This window comes from Mucilaginibacter daejeonensis, assembly GCF_020783335.1.
Classification (GTDB): Bacteria; Bacteroidota; Bacteroidia; order Sphingobacteriales; family Sphingobacteriaceae; genus Mucilaginibacter; species Mucilaginibacter daejeonensis.
Genome location: NZ_CP086068.1, coordinates 3272813 through 3298794 on the forward strand (window position 1 = coordinate 3272813; position 25982 = coordinate 3298794).

General features: G+C 49.0%; 23 protein-coding genes. 17 read left to right on the top strand and 6 right to left on the bottom strand.

Annotated elements, in window-relative coordinates; all coding sequences use genetic code 11:
- Window positions 1–51: 51 nt before the first annotated feature.
- The gene (locus tag LLH06_RS13960; protein ID WP_228169904.1) at window positions 52–1131 is read right to left on the bottom strand and encodes an SGNH/GDSL hydrolase family protein; all 1080 of its coding nucleotides are present in this window, start codon (window positions 1129–1131) and stop codon (window positions 52–54) included.
- A gap of 90 nt (window positions 1132–1221) precedes the next feature.
- Between LLH06_RS13960 and LLH06_RS13965 the strand changes: the two genes are divergently transcribed.
- The 6 genes from LLH06_RS13965 to LLH06_RS13990 all read left to right on the top strand — a co-directional run bounded on the left by LLH06_RS13965 (window position 1222) and on the right by LLH06_RS13990 (window position 9396).
- Window positions 1222–1371: a hypothetical protein gene (locus tag LLH06_RS13965; RefSeq protein WP_228169905.1), complete on the top strand. Its 150-nt coding sequence runs from the start codon at window positions 1222–1224 to the stop codon at window positions 1369–1371.
- A 364-nt stretch (window positions 1372–1735) separates the two neighbouring features.
- Window positions 1736–2455: a DUF4397 domain-containing protein gene (locus LLH06_RS13970; RefSeq protein WP_228169906.1), complete on the top strand. Its 720-nt coding sequence runs from the start codon at window positions 1736–1738 to the stop codon at window positions 2453–2455.
- A 163-nt stretch (window positions 2456–2618) separates the two neighbouring features.
- Window positions 2619–4343: a lysine--tRNA ligase gene (gene lysS / locus LLH06_RS13975; RefSeq protein ID WP_228169907.1), complete on the top strand. Its 1725-nt coding sequence runs from the start codon at window positions 2619–2621 to the stop codon at window positions 4341–4343.
- 84 nt (window positions 4344–4427) lie between these two features.
- Window positions 4428–4910 (top strand): dihydrofolate reductase, encoded by a 483-nt coding sequence (locus tag LLH06_RS13980; protein WP_228169908.1) that lies wholly within the window; start codon window positions 4428–4430, stop codon window positions 4908–4910.
- Window positions 4911–5023: 113 nt separating this feature from the next.
- Entirely contained in the window at window positions 5024–7993 is a 2970-nt protein-coding gene (gene secDF / locus LLH06_RS13985; RefSeq protein WP_228169909.1) for a protein translocase subunit SecDF, read from the top strand.
- Between the two features lie 83 nt (window positions 7994–8076).
- Window positions 8077–9396, top strand: coding sequence for an NAD(P)/FAD-dependent oxidoreductase (locus LLH06_RS13990; protein WP_228169910.1), 1320 nt, complete (start codon window positions 8077–8079; stop codon window positions 9394–9396).
- A 317-nt stretch (window positions 9397–9713) separates the two neighbouring features.
- Here the strand turns inward: LLH06_RS13990 and LLH06_RS13995 are convergent, their stop codons facing one another.
- The 3 genes from LLH06_RS13995 to fbaA all read right to left on the bottom strand — a co-directional run bounded on the left by LLH06_RS13995 (window position 9714) and on the right by fbaA (window position 11774).
- Window positions 9714–10142: a GNAT family N-acetyltransferase gene (locus LLH06_RS13995; RefSeq protein WP_228169911.1), complete on the bottom strand. Its 429-nt coding sequence runs from the start codon at window positions 10140–10142 to the stop codon at window positions 9714–9716.
- Complete coding sequence (locus tag LLH06_RS14000; protein WP_228169912.1) at window positions 10108–10608, bottom strand: low affinity iron permease family protein; 501 nt, start codon at window positions 10606–10608, stop codon at window positions 10108–10110. Before LLH06_RS14000 ends, LLH06_RS13995 begins: the two co-directional genes overlap by 35 nt.
- 86 nt (window positions 10609–10694) lie before the next feature.
- Window positions 10695–11774: a class II fructose-bisphosphate aldolase gene (gene fbaA, locus LLH06_RS14005; RefSeq protein WP_228169913.1), complete on the bottom strand. Its 1080-nt coding sequence runs from the start codon at window positions 11772–11774 to the stop codon at window positions 10695–10697.
- Window positions 11775–11971: 197 nt separating this feature from the next.
- On the opposite strand from fbaA, the gene accD reads away from it, so the two are divergent.
- The 3 genes from accD (at window position 11972) to LLH06_RS14020 (ending at window position 15778) form a co-directional block, all read left to right on the top strand.
- On the top strand, window positions 11972–12817 hold the full coding sequence (accD, locus tag LLH06_RS14010; RefSeq protein WP_228169914.1) for an acetyl-CoA carboxylase, carboxyltransferase subunit beta: 846 nt from the start codon (window positions 11972–11974) through the stop codon (window positions 12815–12817).
- A gap of 189 nt (window positions 12818–13006) precedes the next feature.
- Entirely contained in the window at window positions 13007–15073 is a 2067-nt protein-coding gene (locus LLH06_RS14015) for a M13 family metallopeptidase (protein WP_228169915.1), read from the top strand.
- Window positions 15074–15139: 66 nt separating this feature from the next.
- Window positions 15140–15778 carry a hypothetical protein gene (locus LLH06_RS14020; RefSeq protein ID WP_228169916.1) on the top strand — a complete coding sequence of 213 codons (639 nt, stop codon included), beginning with the start codon at window positions 15140–15142 and terminating at the stop codon, window positions 15776–15778.
- Window positions 15779–16069: 291 nt separating this feature from the next.
- Here the strand turns inward: LLH06_RS14020 and LLH06_RS14025 are convergent, their stop codons facing one another.
- Window positions 16070–16582 (bottom strand): hypothetical protein, encoded by a 513-nt coding sequence (locus LLH06_RS14025; RefSeq protein WP_228169917.1) that lies wholly within the window; start codon window positions 16580–16582, stop codon window positions 16070–16072.
- 198 nt (window positions 16583–16780) lie between these two features.
- Between LLH06_RS14025 and LLH06_RS14030 the strand changes: the two genes are divergently transcribed.
- The 6 genes from LLH06_RS14030 (at window position 16781) to LLH06_RS14055 (ending at window position 22369) form a co-directional block, all read left to right on the top strand.
- Window positions 16781–18112: an MBL fold metallo-hydrolase gene (locus tag LLH06_RS14030; RefSeq protein ID WP_228169918.1), complete on the top strand. Its 1332-nt coding sequence runs from the start codon at window positions 16781–16783 to the stop codon at window positions 18110–18112.
- A gap of 69 nt (window positions 18113–18181) precedes the next feature.
- Entirely contained in the window at window positions 18182–18862 is a 681-nt protein-coding gene (mnmD, locus tag LLH06_RS14035; RefSeq protein ID WP_228169919.1) for a tRNA (5-methylaminomethyl-2-thiouridine)(34)-methyltransferase MnmD, read from the top strand.
- Between the two features lie 85 nt (window positions 18863–18947).
- Window positions 18948–19751, top strand: coding sequence for a nucleoside triphosphate pyrophosphohydrolase (mazG, locus tag LLH06_RS14040; protein WP_228169920.1), 804 nt, complete (start codon window positions 18948–18950; stop codon window positions 19749–19751).
- 68 nt (window positions 19752–19819) lie between these two features.
- A complete protein-coding gene (locus LLH06_RS14045) occupies window positions 19820–20263 on the top strand; it encodes a hypothetical protein (RefSeq protein ID WP_228169921.1) in 444 nt (147 codons plus the stop codon).
- A gap of 23 nt (window positions 20264–20286) precedes the next feature.
- Window positions 20287–20841: an RNA polymerase sigma factor gene (locus LLH06_RS14050; RefSeq protein ID WP_228169922.1), complete on the top strand. Its 555-nt coding sequence runs from the start codon at window positions 20287–20289 to the stop codon at window positions 20839–20841.
- Complete coding sequence (locus tag LLH06_RS14055; RefSeq protein ID WP_228169923.1) at window positions 20834–22369, top strand: hypothetical protein; 1536 nt, start codon at window positions 20834–20836, stop codon at window positions 22367–22369. Before LLH06_RS14050 ends, LLH06_RS14055 begins: the two co-directional genes overlap by 8 nt.
- Window positions 22370–22376: 7 nt before the next feature.
- Here the strand turns inward: LLH06_RS14055 and LLH06_RS14060 are convergent, their stop codons facing one another.
- Window positions 22377–23597 carry an ABC transporter permease gene (locus LLH06_RS14060; RefSeq protein WP_228169924.1) on the bottom strand — a complete coding sequence of 407 codons (1221 nt, stop codon included), beginning with the start codon at window positions 23595–23597 and terminating at the stop codon, window positions 22377–22379.
- An 89-nt stretch (window positions 23598–23686) separates the two neighbouring features.
- On the opposite strand from LLH06_RS14060, the gene LLH06_RS14065 reads away from it, so the two are divergent.
- Window positions 23687–24922, top strand: coding sequence for an exo-beta-N-acetylmuramidase NamZ family protein (locus tag LLH06_RS14065; protein ID WP_228169925.1), 1236 nt, complete (start codon window positions 23687–23689; stop codon window positions 24920–24922).
- A gap of 112 nt (window positions 24923–25034) precedes the next feature.
- Window positions 25035–25952, top strand: a complete 918-nt coding sequence (gene fmt, locus LLH06_RS14070) for a methionyl-tRNA formyltransferase (RefSeq protein WP_228169926.1) — start codon at window positions 25035–25037, stop codon at window positions 25950–25952.
- Window positions 25953–25982 lie beyond the last annotated feature (30 nt).

The window sequence follows — 25982 nt, forward strand, 5'->3', positions numbered from 1 at the left end:
CTTTCTCTTTATATACAGCTACTGTTCACTCTATACGAACACTTCCTATCCCTACCACTTCATCTTTTTAGCAACGTGAGCGATAAGCTGCTCGGCCATTGCTATTTGTTCTGATGCACTTGGGTGACCCGGTGTGTTCTTGTAAGGGAACATCAAAGTGCTGATGTTAGGGTCTTTTGAACGGGCAACGGCTTTCTCAACATAACCCGGCCAAACCGAGCCTGGTCGTGTGGCATCCATGCTGCCCAGAGCACAAATGATGTGTGCCTTTGGATATTGCTTTCTGATGTTCTTTACAAATACCTCATAGGCCTCAATGATCTTTTCGGCAGTGGGCGCCTGGGTGCCAAAACGGGCTTTGAACTGTGGATTCTCCGGCTGCTTTACCAGCCATGAATCATTTTGGAACAGGTTGATCACCACAAGGTCGGGCGTATACTTTTTAAAATCCCAATGGCTATTGGGGTCGGTAGCATCAAGTCGGTCATACATCTCTGGCATGATCAGCGGGAACCAGCTGATCAACACGCCTATCCCACTTCGGGCTATACATGAATAGTCTGCATTGAAATGCCTTGCGGTGATCGCAGCATAGCTTTGCCAGTTATCTTCAAATTGTGCAGTACCACGGTCCTTACCAGCGGTATCCAAAATGGCATATCCGCAGGTGATGGAATTACCGTAGAACTCTACCTTATGTTTACGAGGAGCGGGCGCTGCAAGTACCCTCGTCTGAGCACCCGTGGAAAGGCCGTAAAACCAGCTTCTACCCATCCCCCATTCCGTAAGTTTAAATAGTTGCAGGGTATGCTTTCCTACTGGAAGTCCTTCGGCCAGCGTATACCAGCTTTTGTATTGCCCGATCAGCAGTTTGTTGCTGATCGCACCATCGATCACTACATTATAGGTATTGCTACCGGTCTCATCCTTTAACATAGCCTTAAGCTCGGAGCCTTCAAAGCTGATGTCAAAACCGTTACCACTCCATGATAGCATCGTACTGTCGGCTTTAACGTCTACACGGCCGTTGTAGTGGAGCCGTGTGTCATTCGGCTTTATATCTATCGTTTGGGCGCAGCAGGTAGCCGCCCAGGTAAGCAGGCCGCTAATGAGGTAAAAAGATCTGTTCATAGGCAAAATGATGATGCGTTAAAACTAAAAAATTTCAACAGTAATTTTATTTAGAATAATTATAAACTATATTTGTGAACGATAAGTGCAATGGATAAAGAACTATTAAAACTTGCCGGCTTTACCGACGAACAACTGTCACCACTTAAAGAATTCAGCTTTGAGTTCGAGTGTGTTAAAAAGAAGTGCTGTAAAAAATACAAAAAAGGCAAACGCTGCGGAAGCTGTCCCAAGCGCTAACCCTGCTGCTTATTCATCTAACCCTTCCCCTCCTCTATATCTACTCTGAATAGAACTCAGTTTTGTGCCTGCCAAAATTCATTGTTTCGTTCCGATCCCCCTCATCATTTATCAGAACACAGTCAACTTCTCTTGACCATCTACATATCAGATCGCTCATTTAGACGTTAAAATACTAAACACTAATGCGTTATAGTTAGGCCTTAACTCTGCTTGCGGTCAGTATTGAACCTTTTCCAGCGTAGCGATCGGCGAACAACCACGAGTTGTTGGTAAATGTGACTCAAAAAATTAACCTACAGTAGCGTTCGGTTTAATTTATACGTAACGGTGAATATTGACTTACTATTTAGATCTTAAAAAAATGAAAAACAGTACACAACTAATGAGTGGGAAAGCCAAGGTCATGGGCGTGATGTTAGTTGCCGCAATGGCTTTCACTTCGTGCCTTAAAGACCGAAGCGATGATAATGTTCCTCAAACCCCGGCCGCTTTAGTATCAGTGATCAATGCTTCGCCAGGTTCTAGCTCTGTTGACTTTTATCTTGACCAGAACAGGGCCAGCGTTTACAGTATCCCTTATGGTAACGGCCAGGATTACGTGCGAGCCTACACTGGCAAACGCACCTTTAAGTTCACTACCGAGGGCGGCATCCAGACCTTAAAGTCAGATACCCTTACCCTTCAGGCCAATAAGTTCTACACAGCATATCTGGCCAACACGTCCACTGCGCCTGATCTGGTGATCGTGCGCGATACCATTGTGCAGCCTGCCGCCAATAGCGCTACTATACGCCTGGTGAACGTAAGTGCCAATGCTCCAGCGGTCGATCTTGCCGTTACCGGCGGTGCCGTAATAGCCACTAACCGCGCGTACAAGCAAGCATCACCTTTTAAGACGGTAGCTGGAGGTACATCTTACAATCTGGAGATACGCCAGGCCGGTACCACCACCGTTTTAACCACCCTGACCGGAGCCAACCTGAACAGCGGCTCAGTTTACACCGTGTGGTTACAAGGAGTTAACGGTGCAACGGATGGCACCAAACTGACCGCCAAGATCCAAAAGAACGCCTATTATTGATAAACTGTAATACGCGATAACTATGCGAAAGGCCATGCATGATCTGCATGGCCTTTTCTTTTTAAAACGAACACTTTTTGGTCTTTATCAGGCGCAAAGCTCCATCTGTCATCTATAAATTTAAAAACCTATCTTTGCGCCTCAAAATACATCGTTTTTAGTTATGAGTATCGCCGCTTTATCAGAGCAAGAGATCATTCGACGTGAGTCGTTACAACAACTGCGGGCGTTGGGCATCGACCCTTATCCCGCTGAGGCCTACCCCGTGAACGCATGGGCGAAGGATATTTTGGACAATTTCAATAGCTCACCCGATAAGTATAAAGAGGTAACTGTTGCCGGCCGTATCATGACCCGCCGCATTATGGGTAATGCCAGCTTTGCCGAGTTACAGGATACCACAGGCCGTATACAGGTGTACATCAAACGTGATGAGATCTGCCCCGGCGATGACAAAACGCTGTACAACACCATATTTAAAAAACTGCTGGACATTGGCGACTATATAGGTGTTAAAGGCTATGTGTTCACCACACAGACCGGCGAGATATCGGTGCACGTTACCGAGATGACCATCCTGGCTAAATCATTGAAGCCGCTACCAGTGGTAAAGCGCGATGATGATGGCAACATCTATGATGGTTTTACCGACCTTGAACTGCGTTACCGTCAGCGTTATGTGGATCTTACTGTAAACCCCGAATACAAACAGATATTCATCAACCGCTCAAAAGTGATCAGCACTATGCGTGACTACTTTAATGAGCAAGGCTGGATGGAGGTTGAGACCCCGATCCTTCAGGCTATACATGGCGGTGCTGCGGCACGTCCGTTCAATACGCATCACAATACGTTAGACATGCCGTTGTTTCTGCGTATAGCTAACGAACTGTACCTGAAACGCTTGATCGTGGCTGGTTTTGACGGCGTGTACGAGTTCGGTAAGATGTTCCGTAACGAGGGCATGGACCGTACCCACAACCCTGAATATACCGCTATGGAGATCTATGTGGCCTACAAGGACTACATTTGGATGATGGCCATGGTAGAGGAATGCCTGGAGCGCGTTGCCCGCGCGGTGAAAGGTAGCCCGATAGTGAAGGTTGGCGACAATGAGATCAACTTTGCCGGTCCGTACGAAAAGCTGTCGATGTACGAGTCGATATTTAAGTATACGAACATCGACGTATCGCAGATGGATGAAGCGCAATTGCGTCAAACCTGCCGCGACCTGGCCATTGAAGTGGATAGCACTATGGGCAAGGGCAAATTGATCGACGAGATATTTGGCGCCAAAGTGGAGGCCAACCTGATACAGCCTACTTACATTACCGACTACCCTATCGAGATGACGCCGCTTGCAAAAAAGCATCGCAGCAAAGATGGCCTGGTAGAACGTTTTGAGTTATTTGTGAACGGTAAGGAGATCGCCAACGCTTACAGCGAACTGAACGACCCGCTTGATCAGCGCGAACGCTTTGAGGAGCAGCTCTTATTGGCTGGTCGTGGTGATGAAGAAGCTATGGCCATGGACGAGGACTTTTTACGCGCCTTGGAATACGGTATGCCACCAACCTCAGGTTTGGGGGTAGGTATCGACCGTTTAGTGATGCTAATGACCAACCAGAACACCATTCAGGAAGTATTGTTCTTCCCGCAAATGCGCCCTGAGAAGAAAGCTAAAGTGGTGACCATTGATGATTTTGTGAACATTGGCATACCTGCCGAGTGGGTGCCGGTGATCAATAAAATGGGATTCAATACCGTAGAAGAACTGAAAGCGGCCAACCCCAACAAGGTATTCAATGACCTGGGCGGCATGCGCAAAAAATTGAAACTTGACCTGCCCATCCCTACAAAAGAGAGCGTGATGGCTTGGTTCGAATAATGGCAAATTTCAACGGTCCACTGTTTACTTTCTTGTGATGAGGAAGCAGAACAGTGGACCGTTATATAATGAGATACTAACCAAATGACGATCAGCATCGTAGTAGCCATAGCCTCCAATAATGCCATAGGCAAGGAGAATAAATTGTTATGGCATCTGCCTAATGATCTTAAACACTTTAAAGAAGTGACCAGCGGCCGCAGCATCGTCATGGGCCGAAAGACCTTTGATTCCATAGGCAGGCCGTTACCTAAACGCCGCAATATCGTCATCACCCGCCAGCGGATCGAGATACCGGGCTGCGAAGTGGTTAGCTCACTTACCGATGCGATCGAACTTTGTAAAGGCGAGGATGAGGTATTCATTGGAGGTGGTGCACAGATCTATGAGCAGGCCCTGCCCCTCACCCATAAGATATACCTGACCATTGTACACCGAGCGTTCGAAGCCGATACGTTCTTCCCGCAGATAGACCGGTCAGAGTGGTCGGAAACCGCCCGTGAGGACCACGAAGCTGACGACCGGAACCCCATCCCATACTCGTTCATCACACTCGAGCGACGCTAACATCTAACGAGTTTATTTTGTTTTATTTAAACTGTTAGGCTTACGAAATTTTATTAGATTTGCCTCCTTATTTTAAAAAGCTTATAAATTAATTTTTACACATAGATCACACCATGCAAGGTAAAGGGGTTATTAAATTTTTTGCCGTATTGTTGGCGCTTGTCTGCTTATACCAGCTATCATTCACCTGGGTGACCAGGGGAGTCGAGGCTGATGCCAAGGCTTACGCAAAAGGCGATCCTAACAAAGAGAAAGCGTATTTAGATTCTGTTTCAACACAGCCGGTGTACCCGCTGTTCAAGCACAATTATCAGTATTGTAAAGAAAGAGAACTTGCCTTAGGTCTGGATCTTAAAGGTGGTATGAACGTTACCATGCAGATATCGTTAAGCGAGCTGATCCGCTCGTTAGCTAACGATAACAAAGATGTGACCTTCAACCAGGCTTTGCACAACGCTGATGTTGCCGCCAAGACCAGCCCTGAAGATTACATCGACATCTTCATGCGTGAGTACAAAAAGCTTAGCCCTAACGGTAAGCTTGCCCCTATCTTCTCTACTCAGTCAAATCAGAGCGTCCTTAAATTTGACGCCAGCAACAGCCAGGTAGAAAAATACCTTCGTGATCAGTCAAGCACTGCCGTTACCCAGTCATACAACATCCTGCGTAACCGTATCGATAAATTTGGTGTGACCTCTCCTAACATCCAATTACAAGCAGGGAACCGTATCCTGATCGAGTTGCCAGGTGTATCTGAGGCTAACAAAGATCGTGTACGTAAACTGTTACAAGGTTCGGCCAAACTGGAGTTCTACGCTACTTACGAGAACCGTGAAGTATTGCCTTTATTGAGTAATATCAATGGCATATTGGCCGCCAAGAACAAAGGCACTAAGAAAGATACCATCAAAGCTGATACCGCTAACGCCGTTGCCAAAGCAGATACTGCAAAAAAAGGCGGCAGCTTGTTAAGCAAACTAAAACAGAACTCAGCTAAGGATACTTCGGCCAACGCGTTAAAGAACAAGAACAACATTGCAGAGACCATGCCTTTGTTCTCGTTATTGCAACCGGCTTACAACCAAGGTCAGGCTTTCCCTGGCCCGGTAGTAGGTATGGCAGCGATCAAAGACACGGCTAAAGTGAACAGCTACCTGAACTCAGCTGATGTTCAGGCGGTGATCCCTAAGAACATGCGTTTACTGTGGGGTTCAAAACCACTTGATGGAAACAAAGTATTGCAACTGTTCGCCATCAAACTTTCAGGTGCCGATAACGGCCCGGTGTTGAGCGGCGAGGTAGTGACCAACGCGGTAAGCGAACTGGACCAGAACACTGGTGGTTACGCTGTATCGATGGAAATGAATTCTGACGGTGCTAAAAGCTGGAGACGCGCTACTGCTGAAGCTGCAGGCAACCCTGCTGACGAGGCTGACAACCGTGCGATCGCCATCGTGTTAGATGATAACGTAGTATCGGCTCCACGTGTAAGCGGCGAGATCGCCGGTGGCCGTTCATCGATCAGTGGTAACTTTACCCAAGATGAGACCAAAGACTTAGCCAACGTATTGAAGGCTGGTCGTTTGCCTGCTCCTGCACGCATCGTGTCTGAAGACATCGTAGGTCCGTCATTAGGTCAGGAAGCCATCAACAACGGTTTGATGTCTTGCGGTGTGGGCCTAGTAGTGGTACTGGTGTTCATGATCTTCTATTACAACAGCGCAGGTACCGTAGCTGATATCGCTGTATTCGTTAACGTATTTTTCCTGATGGGTGTACTGACCAGCTTAGGTGCGGTGCTCACCCTACCAGGTGTTGCAGGTATCGTGTTGATCTTAGGTATATCGGTGGATGCAAACGTACTGATCTATGAGCGTGTGCGTGAAGAGTTGGCCTTAGGCAAATCAAAACGTATCGCTATCGCTGATGGTTACAAGCACGCCTTGTCATCGATCCTCGATTCGCAGATCAGTAGCTTTTTGACCGGTTTGATCCTGTTCATCTTCGGTTCAGGTCCTATCCAGGGCTTTGCTACCACTTTGATGATCGGTATCGTTACTTCATTGTTCTGTTCATTGCTGATCACCCGCGTGATCTTCGAGTGGATGCTGGACAAGAACATGGATATCAAGTTCTCGAATGCATGGAGCGCTAACCTGTTCAAGAACGCTAACTACGGCTTTGTAAAGAACCGTTTCAAATTTTACGCTTTCTCAGGTATCTTCATCCTGGCTGGTATCATCTCTATGTTCACCAAAGGCTTTAGCTACGGTGTTGACTTTGAAGGTGGCCGTACTTACGTGGTACGTTTTGATAAGAACGTTACCTCACAGACCGTACGTGATGCTGTTGATGCTACTCTTGGCGTTGGTAACTCCGAAGTTAAATCTTTCGGTGGCGACAACCAGGTACGTATCACCACCAACTACCTGATCGAGGATAACACCACCGCTGCCGATAACAAGGTGGAGGCCACTGTACGTGCCGGTGTATCTAAAGTGTCACCATCATACAAGATATTGAGCTCGCAAAAGGTGGGACCTACCATTGCAAGTGATATCAAATCATCAGCGATCTGGACAGTGATCATCGCGATCCTGGTGATCTCGGGTTACATTCTGATCCGTTTCCGCAAATGGCAGTTCAGCTTGGGAGCTATGGTGGCCACCGCACACGATGCGTTGCTGGTATTGTCGTTCTTCTCGCTGTTCGATGGCATCCTGCCGTTCTCACTGGATATCGACCAAGCCTTTATCGCTGCGATCCTGACCGTTATCGGTTACTCGATCAACGATACCGTGGTAGTGTTCGACCGTATCCGCGAGTTCCTGAACCTGCACCATGCCAAGACCGACGACCCTGCCGTAGTAGTTAACCAGGCGATAAATAGTACACTAAGCCGTACCATTATTACCGCATTAACTGTTATCTTTGTGCTGATCGTATTGTTCATTTTTGGTGGCGATGTGATCCGTGGATTCTCGTTCGCCCTGTTGGTGGGTGTATGCTTCGGTACATACTCGTCCATCTGCGTGGCAACTCCTGTAATGCTCGATTTCGGCGGCAAGAAGCTTAATGCATAAGTTTATTTCTCAATAAATAATCAAGGCTTCAAACAACATTTGAAGCCTTTTTTGTTAACTAATAACACACTTCATCTCATAGCATGGATGCAAAACAGAATAGCAAATTTCCACTGGTAGTTATCGTTGGCGGCGGCTTCGGCGGTGTTGAGCTGGCCGGCCGGCTGGCGAAAGAACCGGTAGAAGTTCTTTTACTTGACAAACACAACTATCACTCTTTTCCTCCCCTTTTATACCAGGTAGCAACCGGCAGCTTAGAGTGCGAATCGATCGCCTTCTCACTGCGTAAAAACTTTGAAGGCCAAAAGAACCTGCGTTTCCGCGTGGCCGAAGTTACCGGCGTTAATGCCGAGCAGAACTACATCGAGACCACCATTGGCGAGATAGCTTACGATTACCTGGTGCTGGCCACAGGATCGACCACCAACTTTTTTGGCAACAAGGACATAGAGCACTATGCCATGCCAATGAAGACCATACCTGAGGCGCTCAATTTGCGTTACATGTTCTTACAGAACCTTGAGCAAGCCGTAATCGCCACCACTCCTGAAGAGCGCGACCCTTACCTCACCTTCGTGATGGTTGGCGCCGGACCAACAGGTGTGGAACTTGCCGGCTCATTCGCTGAACTGCGTAACCACGTACTTTCTAAAGATTATCCTGAACTTAAGAAAGAGGATATGAAGGTTTACCTGGTAGACTTCCTGCCAAAGGTACTGGGACCAATGAGCGATGAGGCATCAGCAAAAGCTAAAGAGGCTTTGTTGAAGATGGGCGTTGATGTGTTGCTTAACGTGAAAGTACAAAGCTACGACGGTACCGAACTAAAGTTCGAGGACGGACGTGTGATCCGTACCCGTAACGTGGTATGGTCGGCCGGGGTAATGGGTGTGGTTCCTAACGGTATACCTAAAGACAACATCGTTCGTGGTAACCGCATCAAGACCGACGAGATCTGCCGCGTGGTAGGAACCAAGAACATCTTTGCCATTGGCGACGTTGGTGCGTCAATTACCGAGGCTACCCCTAACGGTCATCCTGGCGTTGCACAGGTGGCCATACAGCAAGGTAAAAAGCTGGCCGAGAATATCGCTCACTTAGTGAAGCATGAGCCAACAGAGGCCTTTAAATATAAAGACCTGGGTTCGATGGCTACTATTGGCCGTAACAAGGCGGTGGCCGATCTGGGTAAGATCAAATTACACGGCTTTATCGCCTGGCTCATCTGGATGTTCATCCACTTGATATCGTTGTTAGGTTTCCGTAACAAGGTGATCACCTTTATTAACTGGCTGGGTAGCTATATCACCTACAATGGTGGTACCCGTTTGATCATACGTCGCTATGTACGCGAGGCATTGCCCGAGGTTGACGAAGCGGTCAAACTGCCTAAAACTGACTGATCAGACCTTTAGCACATATGACCAGGTCGAAGTACCTTTCAAAAACAATAAAGCCGCTTGTAAGCGGCTTTATTGTTTTATTACAATTGTTATTTGCTGTGGCTCGTGTATATGATGTGTCACCTCTCGCAAGGTACTGCTCGAGTTTACTTTTCCTGAGAGATACCGATATGCATCGGCATGACAGATGGTGAGTGTAATAAGTGCAACTTAAAGCCAACGGTCATGCTGAACTTGTTTCAGCATCCCACATGCAAGGTAGCACTTGGTCACTCCGCCTCGAGAATGATAACCTACTGCACTATCGGGAACGACCTTCACCTCTTCAACACCATTTTATAATGCTTGATACCGGCCTCCTCAAACTCAGGTCCGTTGGTCTCAAAACCGACTTTCGCGTACAGGCCGGTCACCTGGGTCTGAGCGTTCAGGTATATACAGCTGGCGTCTGCTGGCAGATCGGCCAATACGGCTTTGACCAGGGCCTGCCCTACTCCCACCCCCCTGAACTCCTTTAATACGGCAAATCGCTCCAGCTTGTAGCCCAGCTCCGTTCTGCGCCATCTGGACGCACCGGCAGGCACATCACCAACGGAGGCTAAAAAATGTGTGGTCACTTCATCGAACTCCTGCTCCAATGCCGGCGGACAACCCTGTTCTTCCACAAATACTTTATACCGTATAGCGAAAGCTTTCTGCAGGTCGGCTGGGTCAGTTATTTTGCTTATGCTTATGTCTTGCTTCATTGATCCTGTCTGTTGTATGTCTTGAACGTTCGGACTTGGTCTCGTGGTTCAGTTCGGCCGCATCTATGGTATGGGTGCATCCCAGGTTATCCTCTTTTTTGGCCAGGTGTGATAACCGCACATAGAACTCGTGGATCTGCTCAAGTTCCTTTTCGCTAAGGTCCTCGATATTAACCATACGATTGCTGGCGCCTTCCATAGCAGCGATCAGCTCGTTCAACTTCAAATGCACTGCCCGTGAGTCCTTATTCTGCGCCTTTTGGATCAGGAATACCATCAAAAAGGTGATGATTGTGGTGCCGGTATTGATCACCAGTTGCCACGTTTCCGAATATTTAAAAACCGGCCCGGTGACGGCCCAAACCACCACTACTATGGCAGCTAATATGAACGCTGCCGAGCTTCCGGTAGCGGCAGTGGCCCAATTGGCGAACCGCTCAAATATGCCCTCGTCTTTCTTACTCATCCTAGTAATATTAATCTAATCTCAATATCAACAAAAAAGCGCCGATACTTATTGTAAAGGCGCTTATTTTATGGAGGTGTGACAAATTACAGCTTGCTGTTCACATCCAAACAGTTAAGATCGGCAAATGCCTGGGTCAAACGTTTAACGAAGGTCTCTTCGCCTTTACGTAACCATACACGCGGATCATAGTATTTCTTGTTCGGAGAGTCGTCACCATCAGGGCTACCGATCTGTGATTGCAGGTAACCTTCTTTCGATTTGTAGTAATCTTTGATGCCTTCCCAGAACGCCCACTGCATATCGGTATCGATATTCATTTTGATAGCACCGTAAGAGATAGCCTCACGGATCTCTTCCTGGCTCGAACCTGATCCACCATGGAATACAAAGTTGATCGGTTTTTCGGCAGCGATGTCATGTTTCTTTTTCAGGAACTCTTGTGAGTTGTGCAGGATCACCGGCATCAGTTTCACATTACCTGGTTTGTATACGCCGTGCACGTTACCAAAAGCAGCAGCCACCGTAAAGCGGTGACTAACGGCAGACAGGTGCTCATAAGCGTAAGCCACTTCTTCTGGCTGAGTATATAAACGTGAGCTGTCCACATCGCTGTTATCCACGCCATCTTCCTCACCACCGGTAACACCCAGCTCGATCTCGATGGTCATGCCCATTTTTGACATGCGCTCCAAATATTTAGCAGATACCTCGATGTTCTCTTCGATAGGCTCTTCAGAAAGGTCAAGCATGTGTGATGAGAACAATGGCTTACCGGTCTCGGCAAAGAACTTTTCGCCATGCTCCAGCATACCATCGATCCATGGCAGCAATTTTTTAGCAGCGTGGTCAGTATGTAAGATCACCGCAACACCGTAGTGCTCGGCCAGTAAGTGAACGTGTTTAGCAGCCGATACCGCACCCAGGATGCAGGCTTGCAGTTGTGCATTGTCTAACGATTTTCCAGCATAGAACTGAGCGCCACCGTTAGATAATTGAATGATCACCGGTGAGTTCACCGCTTTGGCGGTCTCCATTACAGCATTGATAGAGTTGGTACCGATCACGTTAACGGCTGGCAAAGCAAATTGGTGCTTTTTAGCCGCTTCGAACATTTCCTGCACCTGATCGCCGTGCAATACGCCTTTATAATTTTTAAGATCCATGTGTGTAGAGATAGTTTTACTTGGTACGAATGTATACATTTTATGCATTTTTACCTTAATTATTGTATCATTTTAGCAATAAACATGCACTAAAGAACCATCGATCTGACAGTTATTGACAAGATTTGGGTTAATTAAGTTAGATAATTTTTGTTTCTTTGCACCCTCATATATATTGTTCAAACACTATACATACTATGGCGTGGTTTAAACGAGAATCGATAGGTATAACGACCTCTACCGAAGATAAAAAAGAAGCTCCTGATGGCGTTTGGAACAAATGCCCCAACTGCAAAAAGCCATTACATTATACCGAGCAGGTAGAGAACCAGTACGTTTGCCACTACTGCGGATATCACCTGCGCATCGGCTCCAAAGAATACTTTTCTGTTCTATTTGATAATAACGAGTTCACTGAGTTGTTTGGTAACCTGCGTTCGGGCGACCCACTTGAATTTGTTGACACCAAAAAATACAGTGACCGCTTAAAGGATACTATTGCGAAGACCGGCCTTAATGATGCCATTCGCGCCGCGCATGGCACCGTAGGTGGTATGCCTTTGATGGTTGCTTGTATGGACTTTAACTTTATAGGTGGCTCGATGGGATCGGTAGTAGGCGAAAAGATCGCCCGCTCGATCGACTATAGCATCGAGAATAAGATACCTTTCCTGATGATATCTAAATCAGGCGGCGCCCGTATGATGGAAGCGGCATTTTCGTTGATGCAAATGGCCAAGACATCGGCTAAATTGGCTTTGCTAGCTCAGGCACGCATCCCATATATCTCGTTGTTGACCGATCCTACTACTGGTGGTGTTACCGCGTCATACGCCATGCTGGGCGATATCAACATCGCTGAGCCGGGTGCACTGATCGGTTTTGCCGGGCCGCGTGTGATCAAGGAAACGATCAAAAAAGATCTTCCTAAAGGCTTCCAAACCGCCGAGTTCCTGCAAGAGCATGGCTTCCTTGACTTCATCGTCGACCGCCGCGAAATGAAGGAGAAACTATCCTCGTTCCTGAAAATGATGGCTCACTAAGCCTTAGGTATAATTAATAAAAGCCTCGCTTTACAGCGAGGCTTTTTTGTTTCCCATAATCAGTGCATTTGGACGATGAGCCAACGATCTACAACTTGCACTTTGCCAAATTTAATTTTGTAACAAAACGAACTTACTCCTTGTCAAACACTGTAATTTAGTTACATTTAGCTTTTTAATTTTCTGTAAATGAGTTTAAAATTTGGAAATTGGGTACTTGCAGCTGCGGTTTGCTTCACGGCAAATGCGTGGGCTGCTGATGGTGGTAAGAAGGCTGAGAAGAAAGCCGATCCGCCAAAAAAATTCATTGATCCGGCCAATATGGACCGGTCAGTTAAACCTGGCGATAACTTTTTTGAGTACGCTAACGGCGGCTGGTTAAAAAGTAACACCATCCCTGCAAAGGAAAGCCGTTGGGGTAGCTTCAACATCCTGAACGACGAGACCAAGAAAAAACTCCAGGAACTGGTGGTAGATGCCAGCAAAAAAGCTTCGGCCTCGCCAAAAGGCAGCATCACCCAGCGCGTAGGCGACCTGTACGCCAGCGCTATGGATACCGTAGCCATCGACCGTTTGAGCTACAACCCTATCAAGCCTGACCTGCAACGCATAGACGGTATCAACAACGTTGACGGCGTAGTGAACGAGATCACATATCAACGCACCAATGCGATCGGTAGCCCGCTGTTCAGCTTTGGTGTTAGGCAAGACCCTAAAAATGTAAGCAAATATGTAGTTGGCTTTGGCCAGGGCGGTACCAGCCTGCCTGACCGCGATTACTACTTGAAAAGTGATGCCCGTACCAAACGCATCCAGGATGCTTACAAGCAATACATCGTTGACCTGTTCACCCTTACCGGCAGCACTCCTGAGCAAGCCGCTAAGAACGCGACAACCATTTGGAACATCGAGACCAAACTGGCCACGGCACAAATGAGCCGCGTTGAGATGCGCGACCCGAACAAGACCTACAACAAATTCGCGCTGACCGACCTTTACAAGACCACCCCTCACCTGAACTGGGCTGATATACTGCCTAAGTTGAAAGTGGGTAAGCAAGATACTGTACTGGTATCATCACCGTCTTTCCTGGCCAGTGCCGACCAATTGTTGGCCAGCACCCCGGTTGAAGATTGGAAGACCTACTTGAAATGGAGCATCCTGAAAGGCTCAGCAAGTACATTGAGCTCACCTTTCGTGAAGGCGCAGTTCAAATTTAGCAGTGTACTGAGCGGCCAGTTGGTGCAAGCGCCTCGTTACGAGCGCATGACCTCATTGGTTGATGGTGGCTTAGGCGAATTGCTGGGCCAATTATATGTGAACAAGTACTTTGCTCCTGCTGCCAAACAATACATGATCGGCCTGGTGAACAACCTTAAAGTTGCCCTGGGCGACCGCATCAAACGTTTGGAGTGGATGACACCTGAGACCAAAGAGCGTGCACTGCGCAAGTTGAACGCCTTTACCGTGAAGATCGGTTATACTGATAAGTTCGAGACCTATACCGGCCTGACCATTGACCGTAACGATTACTTTGGTAACCTGCGCCGCATTGGTGTTTGGGGTTATAATGACATGGTAGGCCGTTTGGGCAAACCTGTTGACAAGACCGAATGGGGTATGACACCTCCTACCATCAACGCTTACTACAACCCGGTAAATAACGAGATCGTGTTCCCTGCTGGTATCCTGCAGTTCCCGTTCTTTGATTTTAAAGCTGATGATGCCGTGAACTACGGTGGTATCGGCGCCGTTATCGGCCACGAGATGACCCACGGATTTGATGACCAGGGCCGTCAGTATGATGCCGATGGCACCCTGCGCGACTGGTGGAAAAAAGAAGATGCCGACAAGTTCAAGACCCGTGCCGACCGTGTGGTTGAGCAATACAACGGATACACCGTGTTAGACACCATCCACGTGAATGGCCGCCTGACCTTAGGTGAGAACCTGGCCGACCTTGGTGGTTTGAACATCGCTTACGAGGCGTTCAAAAAGACCGCTCAAGGCAAGTCGAACCAAAAGATCGATGGTTTTACACCTGACCAGCGCTTCTTCCTGTCATGGGCACAAGTGTGGAGAGGCTTACAACGTCCTGAGTCGGCTGCACAACGCATCCTGACCGACCCTCACTCACCTGAGCAGTACCGTACTAATGCCCCGTTGACCAACATCGACGCATGGTACAATGCCTTCGATATTCAACCAGGCAACAAAATGTACAAAAAGCCTGAAGATCGTATCAAGATCTGGTAACCATACCTTTTTTAAATAAAAAGCCCGGCCTATATTAAGCCGGGCTTTTTATTTTAATGCTCGTATATGAGAACATTACTAATATTCACTTTATTATTGCTTACAACGGTTTGTAAAGCACAAAACCGAGGGAAGATCGGAGTTGGTATACTTACCATCGACATTGAACGCTATCCCGTGTTGAAACTTTACTCGGACACTAATAGCAATGTTCCTAACACGACCATATTTGTTAAAAAGGTCAAACAAGACGGTGTTGTTGTGAATACAGTTCCTCAATTGAAAGGGTTCACACCGGAGGCATTGTGGTTGGACTACTATATATTCTTGCTACGGGTAGAGAAGGTCTCCCCAAATTGGTTCAAGGTATTCGTATCAGATCACACTACTTTTTGGCTTGGTAAAAGCACTAAAGGCGTTCGTTTCGATACATGGCCGGTCTTTTTAAAAAGCCATATCTCAGCATTATTTAAGCTTGATGGTTACGACCTGGACATCAAGCTCGCTCCGTCAGACAAAGCCAAGACCATCAAGAAAATGGAGGAAAAGGACTGCTTCGAAGTGTTGGAAGTACGGGGGGACTGGATGCGCATCAGGACTAACACAGGATTGGAATGCAGCGAAACTGAACGACCGGTCAGGTCGGGCTGGATCCGCTGGCGAAAAGCTGACCGCCTGCAGGTCGGTTATACTCAAACCTGTTGATCAATTATTAATTTCGCAATTATCGCTCTTCTCAGATCTTGTGGTTTTGGAACTGAGCCGCCAACTGTTTCATTCGGTGTTACATTTTGCTGTTTCGCTGTTACATTTGGTGTTACATTCTGGCTTTTTGTTGAAAATTTTGGAAAAAGTTGGGTTTTTACGAATTTCGCAAAGCCATAAAGTGGGGAAATTTGGGGAATTCTGTTACATCGATGTAACGCTTTTTTCGAGATGTAACAGCCGATCATTACACGGCTCATCATCGCTCTGATCGCCGCTTCAGAGGCCGTATCAATTCACTGCCGTCAACCCGAACAACTTGTACTGGCCCTTGTCTTTCACGAACTGGAACGCATAACGCTGACTTTCGTAACCCTTCACCATGGTGGTGGGCACTTTGGTCACATACCAAACATCGTACACGTCCAGTGCTTCGCTTTTTACATCGAGGTTGAGGGGTTTGTAATTCTTGATGCGCTCGGTCACCATCAGGTAGCGGCTGGTGCGTACTGCTTCCCATAGCTTGGTCTTGGGCAGGTTGGTGAGCATGTCCTTCACAAAAACATCAGCGTTCACCAGGTCGCCGCCGCCGATCCTGATGGCGCAGGGCTGGCAATACACTTGCGGTAACGACAGCTTTTTTAACAGCTTAGGGTTGCGGGCCTTCACGCCGCCTACATACTGCTTCCAAACATTGTCTACCGCCAACGAATCGTTCTTTTCAGTGGCCACCATTTTCATTTTTTGTCCGCATGACGATAAGAAGAATACCGCTGCGGCTACGATGAAGCTATACTTGAACATGTGATAACAAATTATGCGGTAGGCCATGCCAACCAGCACCGGCCAAACCATATGAGTGATAACATTCCATAAACGCCACAGGTGGGTTTGTGTTTGGGGCGGGCATGTGCTTCGGTAGTACATGATGGCACTGCACTGACCGAAAAGCATCCACATGCTTTTTCAGGAATAGCGGTAAAGACTATCTTTGCGGCACGTATGCTCATCCATCAATTTTACGATACCGACCTTGCCCATGCCTCGTACGCTATACTGCGTGCTAACAAAGTGATCGTGGTAGATCCTGCCCGCGATCCGCAGCCTTACTATGACTTTGCCGCCTTGCACGAAGCCGATATCGTGGGCATTATCGAGACCCACCCACATGCCGATTTTGTGAGCGCTCACCTCGAGATGCACCAAACCACAGGCGCTACTATATATGCCAGCCGCTTGCTGGATGGCAACTACCCGCACCAGACCTTCGATGATGGCGACGTGATCCACCTGGCAGACATTGACCTGAAGGCGATCAATACGCCTGGTCACTCGCCCGATTCCATTTGCATACTGGTAGAGGACGAGAATGGCAACAGTACGGCCCTCTTCAGCGGCGACACCCTTTTTGTGGGTGATGTGGGCCGGCCCGACCTGCGCGAAGAGGTAGGCGGCATTAAAGCTAAAAAAGAGGATCTGGCAAAGCAGATGTACAGCAGTACCCGAGAAAAGCTCATGACCCTGCCGCCCGATGTGGTGGTTTACCCGGCGCACGGTCCCGGATCGTTATGCGGAAAGAACATGAGCCCCGACCTGCAAAGCACCATAGGACGCGAACTACGTGAGAACTATGCGCTGCAATTGATGGACGAACCCGAATTTGTACGGGTATTGACGTCTGACCAGCCGTTCAGCCCCGTGTATTTTGGGTACGATGTAGAACTGAACAAGAACGGTGCTCCAGCCTATGCAGCCAGCATGGCAGCCATTGAGCGCATGCCTGCCGATGTTGAGTTGGTGGCTGATGCCTTGGTGGTGGACACCCGCCCGAAGGACAAATTCAATGCAGGACACGTTAAAAATGCCATCAATCTACAATTGCAGGGCAAATTTGAGACCTGGCTGGGTGCCGTGATCAAACCCAAAGAAGCATTTTATCTCATTGCCGATAACCACGACCTGCTAGAACTTTCGCTTGCCCGCGCGGCCAAGATCGGTTACGAGGCGCAGATCAAAGGCGCACTACTTGCTCCTATCAACGCGACAGAAGCATCGGCGCAACTGGATACTGAGCATTTCAGGAACCACCCCGATGAATATACCATCATTGACACCCGCAACTGGAACGAGATCAACGGCGGGCTGATCTTTGCCAACAGCCTGACCATACCCCTACCCGAGTTGCGTGACCGCCTGAACGAGATACCGGCCAATAGACCCATCGTGGTTCATTGCGCTGCGGGATACCGTTCGGCAGCTGCGCGCAGCATCATCACCAGCGTGATCAGCGAGGTGCCGGTGTATGACCTGGGCGAGGAGATCAGGAATTTTTAAGGGCCCCACCCCTCCCTCCCCGGGAGGGAGGGCTTTATTATAGTTCGGAGAATATAGAAGAAGTACCTGATGTCAAACCTTTCGATAGTGACCACGGCCGATGGGTCGAGAACGATATTTAATGCTGAGGTGGGCGAAAATTACCACTCCAAGCATGGTGCATTGCAAGAGAGCCGCCATGTTTTCCTGCAGCAAGGGCTCGACTATTTTTTGACCAACAACGGCCAGCCTGGGCAGTTATCGGTATTGGAGGTCGGTTTTGGCACAGGCCTCAACTTTTTACTCACGGCCGATCACTGCACACAAAATAACATCAAGCTCAATTACACAGGTATAGAGGCTTACCCGCTCACCACCGATCTGCTATCGGCCACGGGCTACCAGGAGCATGTTCCAGAGGCGATATGGAATAGCTTTTTATATAGCTACCCTGATGCTCTTCTTGGCGAGGTCGAACTGAATGATACGATCGACCTGCAGATCGCCCATACCCAACTCCTCACCTACACCGCCGACAGCACTTTCAATGTCATCTACTTTGATGCTTTTGCGGCCATACATCAACCCGAAATGTGGGACGAAGAAGCCATAGCCCACACCATTAAGTTCCTGGCTCCGGGTGGCGTCTTCGTCACTTACGCTATTACCGGCAACCTGAAACGCCAGTTAAAGGCACTGGGCCTTACCGTGCAAAAGGCACCCGGCGCGCCGGGCAAACGCGAGATGCTGCGTGCCATCAGTCCGGTGTAAGCCATCGTTCCAAATACCCCATAAAGCTTCGTAAAACAACGGCGGTTAGCGGCGTAATGCTTATTTTTGTGAAAAGAGATAACATATGCCTTTGATCCCTCCTGTTACCGGCCAAACACCTGCCACCTCATTTGAGCGTTTACTGCACATCATGAACGACCTGCGCGAAAATTGTCCGTGGGATAAGAAACAAACGCTTGAAAGCCTTCGCCACCTCACCATCGAGGAGACCTACGAACTATCGGACGCTATATTGAGCGACGATATGGACGAGATACGTAAAGAGATCGGCGACATTATGCTGCACCTGGTGTTCTATGCCCGTATCGCTTCTGAAACGGGTGCGTTCGGCATCACCGAGGTGCTCAACGGCATTTGCGATAAGCTGATCAACCGTCATCCCCACATCTATAGCGATACCGATGCCAATAATGAGGAAGAGGTAAAACGCAACTGGGAAAAGATCAAGCTGCAGGAAGGCAACCGCTCGGTGCTGGGCGGTGTACCAGCCTCGTTGCCAGCGCTGGTGAAGGCCTCTCGCATACAGGAAAAAGCCCGCGGCATAGGGTTCGACTGGGAGAACAAGGCCCAGGTATGGCAAAAGGTGGAGGAAGAGATGCAGGAATTCAGGGATGAGTTCAACGCGGAGGACGATACTATCATTGATCACGACCGTGCCGAAAGCGAATTTGGCGACCTCATGTTCTCGCTCATCAACTACGCCCGCTTCATCAACATCAATCCCGAGGATGCACTGGAAAAGACCAACCGCAAATTCATCAAGCGCTTTCAGTACATGGAGCAGCGCGCGCACGAGAACGGGCAAAAGCTGCAGGACATGACCCTGGCCGAAATGGACGTGCACTGGAACGAAGCCAAAAAGTTGTGATATTTTTTAAGGCTGGTGTTACGATCACCGCCGGGATCACGTAGGGGTTTACATAACTATACAGAGATATGATGAAAAAGCAGTTATTGTACCTTTTGATCGGTGTTGCGTCGTTAAGTGCCGGTTGTATGAAAGACAACGATAGTGATGTTACGCCTGTTGCCGCTCCTCAGGGCAGCTTTTCAGGACAGTTCATCCGCATACACCTGAACCGCACCACCAACAAACGCGATACCATTAAACTGCCTATTGGCCTGGAGATGGTGAACAATACTTTTAAGATCACCGGCGATACTACCAAACATGCCGGCAGCTTTGGCACCTTTAGCTACAATAGCTCATACATACAGTGGGTAGATGCCACGGTGCCTACAGGCGCCAACGCGCTTAACCTGCCTAAATACCATTTACACGGTATTTACCTTTACGCACAAGACGCTACCAAACTACAATTTCAAGCCAGTAACGATACTTTACTATACTTTTACGACCTGACCAAAGCAACCAAATAGCATAGCTGCGAAACCGATACTGCATGCACGAACCCAACAGCAGCGCTGAGTACGAACTGATACAGCGTTGCAAAACAGGCTCCATCAAGCACCAGGAACAGCTATATAAGCAGTTCTATGGCTATGCTATGGGCGTTGGGCTGCGTTATTGCGATAGCCGTGATGATGCACTGGAGGTGGTGAACGACGCCTTTATTAAGGTATTCAACACCATTATGAGCTACAATGCCGACCGCTCATTTAAAGCATGGCTGCGGCGCATCATCATCAATACGGCCATTGACCGGCGGCGCAAGGACCTCAAGTTCCAGTTGCATACCGACATGGATCATGCGGGCCACATTGGCCATAATCACACGGCCATACACCTGCTCAATGCTAAGGATATATTGAAATTACTGGACGGGCTGCCCACCGTACAACGGGCCATATTTAACTTATATGAGATCGACGGTTACGACCATGAAGAGATATCCGTTATGTTAAGCATCCCGGCGAGTTCATCGAGGGTATATTTAAGCCGGGCCAAAGAGAAATTAAGAAAGGCGTTGACCACAGAAGCACATAGCCATGAGTGAAGAGCTGGATAAGGAGCTAAGAGAACGTATTAGCGAGGTATTCGAGCATTACGAGGATACCGCCCCTGCCGATGCAGGCTGGCAGCTGCTGCGTGAGCGTTTCCCGGAGCCTAAAAAAGAGCGCCGCATACTGCCGCTATGGTTCAGCGTGGCCGCGGTACTGCTGGTGCTGTGCGTGATCGGCGTGTACCTGTATCAGCAAAAGCCTGCTATGGATGAACAAGTGGCCAACACCAAACCCGCTCAACGGCCCAACGTTGGACCGGCAGATACAAAGGCATCTGCGCAGCAAAGCACAGGTACTAATGATACACAGAACGATGCGACCGTAGACCCTGCGACCATCAGGCCCGACCAAAACTCGGCCCTATATACTGAACAAAAAAGCGGCCCCGTCAATGACGGCCTGATCGTACCTGAGCGTCGTGATGCCAGTGCAACCACCATACCAGCCACAAGTGCCGATGGTTTAGTGCTGTTACCACAGCAAAAAGTGGCACCAGCTACTACCGTCACTCCAGAGGTGAAGGACCGTACAAGCACTAACGGCATCGCCACCACCTCACCTGCCATAGCGCAGACCAGTACCGGCAAAGACCGTTCGACAGTTTCTGAGCCTTATCGCGCCGACAGCGTGGGTAAGACCGATGCGAGCGTATTGGCTGCCCGTTCGGCCACCAAGCAGCCCACCGAACCATCGATCATGGCTGCCGACCCTGCCAAGGCTAATGAAAAGGCCTCGCGCATGGAGAAACTACTGGCCAGTGAACAAAATAAAGAGGCCGCTAAAAAACTAAATAAAGAGGTGAATGCCGACAAGCGCATCTTGTACAGCGTTTACGCCGGAACATTCTTCAACTATGCTGAAGGCAGCAAAAGCCAGATCAACGCGGGTGCCGGTTTCAGTACCGATATCAAACTGGCGCGTAACATCAAGTTATCTACCGGTGTGGCCATTGCCCGCAACAGTTTAAGCTACAACGGTCAGCCTACTCGCTCAGGCATACTGAACGATGCCATTGTGGCCAGCACCCGCTCAAAGGATGCCCAGCAATTCGCATCACCCGTGATCGGGCAGTACAATACTGCGTTAGGCATCGTTCCGCTGCGTGTGGTGGCCAATCCTGTGGTGGCCGGGTATGATATCAGCCTCACCGGGTTAGATGTGCCGCTCAACCTGAAATATGAGTTCAATGCCAAAAAGAGTACCGATGCCTATATTTCGGCCGGTATCAGCTCGGGTACGTTCATTAACGAAACTTTCAGGTATAATTACGACAATACCGCTAATGCCTTAGGCAGCTCCGAATCGATACCGGATGCTTCCACCCGCCGCAGCTTTGCCAGCTTTGACCTGGCCCGTACACTCAACCTTTCGGTAGGTATGGGTTACCAGATCACCAAGGGCAACCGTTTAGTGATCGAGCCATTCCTGAAATACCCGCTCAACGGCATGGGATCGCAGCAACTGCGTTTCGGCGCCGGTGGTGTCAACCTGCGATTGAAGTTCCAGACGTCTAAAAAGTAGTTGCAGCTTATTTAAAGCGGATCGCTTTTACCGGCTGTATGCGGCTCACCAGCATTGATGGGATGAGCAACACCAGCAAACAGATCACCAGGGTACCTATGTTGAGCAACAGCACATCGGTGTAATGGAGTTCGATGGGCACAAAGCTCATGTAGTAAGATTCTTTATCGAGCTTAAAAAAGTGTGTACGCTCCTGGAACCAGCTGATGCCTAAGCCAAAAGCATTACCCAATAGCAGACCCAGCCCGATCAGGTAAGTGGCGTTATATAAGAAGATGCCTTGTATGCCCCAGTTTGATGCACCCAGCGCCTTGAACATCCCGATCATGGCGGTACGCTCCAATATCATGATCAGCAATGCCGATATCATATTGATCACCGCCACAATGATCATGAGCACCAGCATCACCTGGGTGTTCACATCCAGCAGTTTGAGCCATTCAAAAATGGTGGGATAGGTCTCATCCACGGTGTAAGCACGTAAATAGGTAGGCAAAAAGGTATTGAGCGAATCATGCACGGCATGCAGGTCGTCAAAGTCGTTCACTTGTACCTCGTAACCGCCAGCCTCGCGATGTGTCCAGCTGTTGAGGGTTTGGATCACCGACAGGTCGCCTATCACAAAGGTCTTGTCCACTTCCTCTACCCCTACATCGAATATGCCTACGATCTTGAGTTTGCGCGTACGCATCGGCTCCTGGATGAAGTACATCAGGAAGCTATCGCCCACCTTAAGCTTCAAGCGCGAGGCCGTGTACGACGAGATCATGACCTGTTTACGTGCCTCGGCCGGGTCGGCAAAGTTGAGCACGCCACCGCTTTCCATAGCACCCTTGAACAGGCCCCACTGGTAGGTACTGTCCACCCCTTTCAATACCACGCCCTCGATCTCGCCATTAGCTTTAATGATGGCCGGTTTGGTACCATACGGAACGATGTGCTTGATGAGCGGGTCGCGTTTGGCCCGGTTCACAAAAGTGGTATCCACCATAAAAGGTGAGTTCTCGTATGAGAAGTTGTTATCGAACTTGGTGATCTGGATATCACCGGCAAAACCGCGCACCTTCTCCCGTATCTCGCGTTTGAACCCCTTTACGATGGCGATCGATAGGATCATGACCCCCAGCCCCAGCATAATACCCACTATGGCGATGCGCACAATGAGCTTGGAGAAGGTCCGCTTACTTTGAAAGGTAAGCCGCCGGGCAATAAAGGATGAAAAATTCAAGGCAGAGAGTTTTTTTGTACTTTCGCAAATATGCAGATCTTATACCGATAATTGGTCAAGAACGCATTACCTTTTAATACCTTGCACTTATGAAGAACGTAGTACTCAGTATGGCCTGTTCGCTGCTTACGCTTACCGCTACCTGCCAGCAAGCAGCCACCAACCCCAAGAGCCGCGCCCTGATCGATCATAAGCCTTTGCGCAATGAGGCGGCAGGCCCGCGCCCCGCCGCCGACGAAACGCAGCTTTACCTTAGCTACCTGAAAGGCCGCAGCATTGGCATGATGGTGAACCAAACCTCGGTGATCGGTGCCAGTAAAACGCCTTTAGTTGATAGCCTGTTAAAACGTGGCGTTAAGATCGCGCGCATTTTCGGTCCTGAGCATGGTTTTAGAGGCAACGCTGCCGACGGCGCTCATATCAGCAATGATGTGGATAGCAAGACCGGTATACCGGTGGTATCTTTATACGGCAAAAAGTACAAGCCCACTCCTGCCGACCTGAAAGGCATCGACCTGATGCTATTTGACGTGCAGGATGTAGGTGCCCGCTTTTATACTTACATATCCTCGTTACATTACCTGATGGAGGCCTGCGCCGAGAACAACATCGAGCTCATGATCCTGGACCGCCCCAACCCTAACGGTTACCTGGTAGATGGCCCGATACTGGATACGGCCTATCATTCTTTTGTAGGTATGCACCCCATCCCCGCCTCACACGGTATGACCATTGCCGAATACGCGCAAATGATCAACGGCCAGGGCTGGTTAAAGAACGGCGTGAAGTGCAAATTGAAGCTGGTCAAAATGACCAACTACCGCCGCGATATGGATTATGTGCTGCCGGTAAGCCCCTCGCCTAACCTGAACACGCAGCAGTCGGTGATCCTGTACCCGCATATTTGTTGGTTCGAGGGTACTACGGTGAGTTTAGGGCGTGGCACCACCTTCCCGTTCACGGTGATAGGTTCGCCGGAGTTGAAGGGTAAGTACAGCTTTATGTTCAAACCTGTGCCGATGCCGGGCATGAGCGATAACCCACCACAAAAGAATATGGAATGCTACGGTCTTGACCTGCGCACCTACGATGTGGCCCAGTTAAAGAAGAGCGGCAAGCTGAACCTGGAGTGGCTGCTTACCTTTTACAAGAACTATCCCGATAAGTCAAAGTTCTTTAATGCCTACTTCACCAAACTGGCCGGTAACCAAACCTTCCGAAAGCAGATCGAGGATGGACTTACCGAGGCACAGATCCGCCAAAGCTGGGAGCCCGGATTGACCAAATTCAAGCAGATCAGAAAGAAATATTTGTTGTATAATTAAACCCCTGATCATTACGTCATCGCGAGGAACGAAGCGATCTCTGCGGAGACCCATCTTGTGTTCTGAGATCGCTTCTTTCGTCGCGATGACGCATCTTACATATATCTAACCTATGAGAATAATATTTATGGGCACGCCCGAATTCGCAGTGGCCTCATTAGAAGCACTGCTCGATTCGGGGGCCGAGATCGTGGGTGTGGTCACCGCACCTGACAAGCCCGCCGGCCGTGGTCAAAAGATCACACAGTCGGCCGTTAAACGTTTTGCCGAAGCTAACGGATTAAAAATATTACAACCGGAAAAACTGCGCGATCCGCAGTTCCTGGCCGAACTCAAAGCACTCAACGCCGACCTCCAAGTGGTAGTGGCGTTCCGTATGCTGCCCGAAGTGGTGTGGAACATGCCGCCTAAGGGCACCATCAACCTGCATGCTTCCCTGCTGCCGCAATACCGTGGTGCAGCACCGATCAACTGGGCCATCATCAACGGCGAAAAAGAAAGCGGCGTGACAACCTTTTTTATTAAGCAAGAGATCGATACCGGTGCCATCCTTTTTGTGGAGAAGATCACCATTGCCGATGATGTGACCGCCGGCGAATACCACGACCGCCTGATGAACAAAGGTGCCGGCCTGCTGGTCAAGACCGTGAAAGCGATCGAGAGTGGCCGTTATACCGAGCAGCCTCAAGAGCAACTGGCTGAAGGACAAGAGCTGAAACACGCACCCAAGATATTTAAGGACGATTGCCGCATAGACTGGCAACAGCCCGTTCAAAAGGTTTACAATCTCATCCGCGGACTAAGCCCCTATCCGGCCGCCTTCACCGCTTTGAACGATAAGACGTTCAAGATATATGGCGCAAACAAGGAAGAGTCCAATCCCAACATTCAGCCGGGTGAGTTCGATACTGATAATCGCACCTATTTAAAGTTCGCCTGCACTGATGGCTACATCCATGTTACCGATGTGCAATTAGAAGGTAAGAAACGGATGGGTATAGAGGAGTTTCTGCGCGGCGTTAAGCTTTAGACCTATCGCTACCGCAAGAAATGCAAAAAG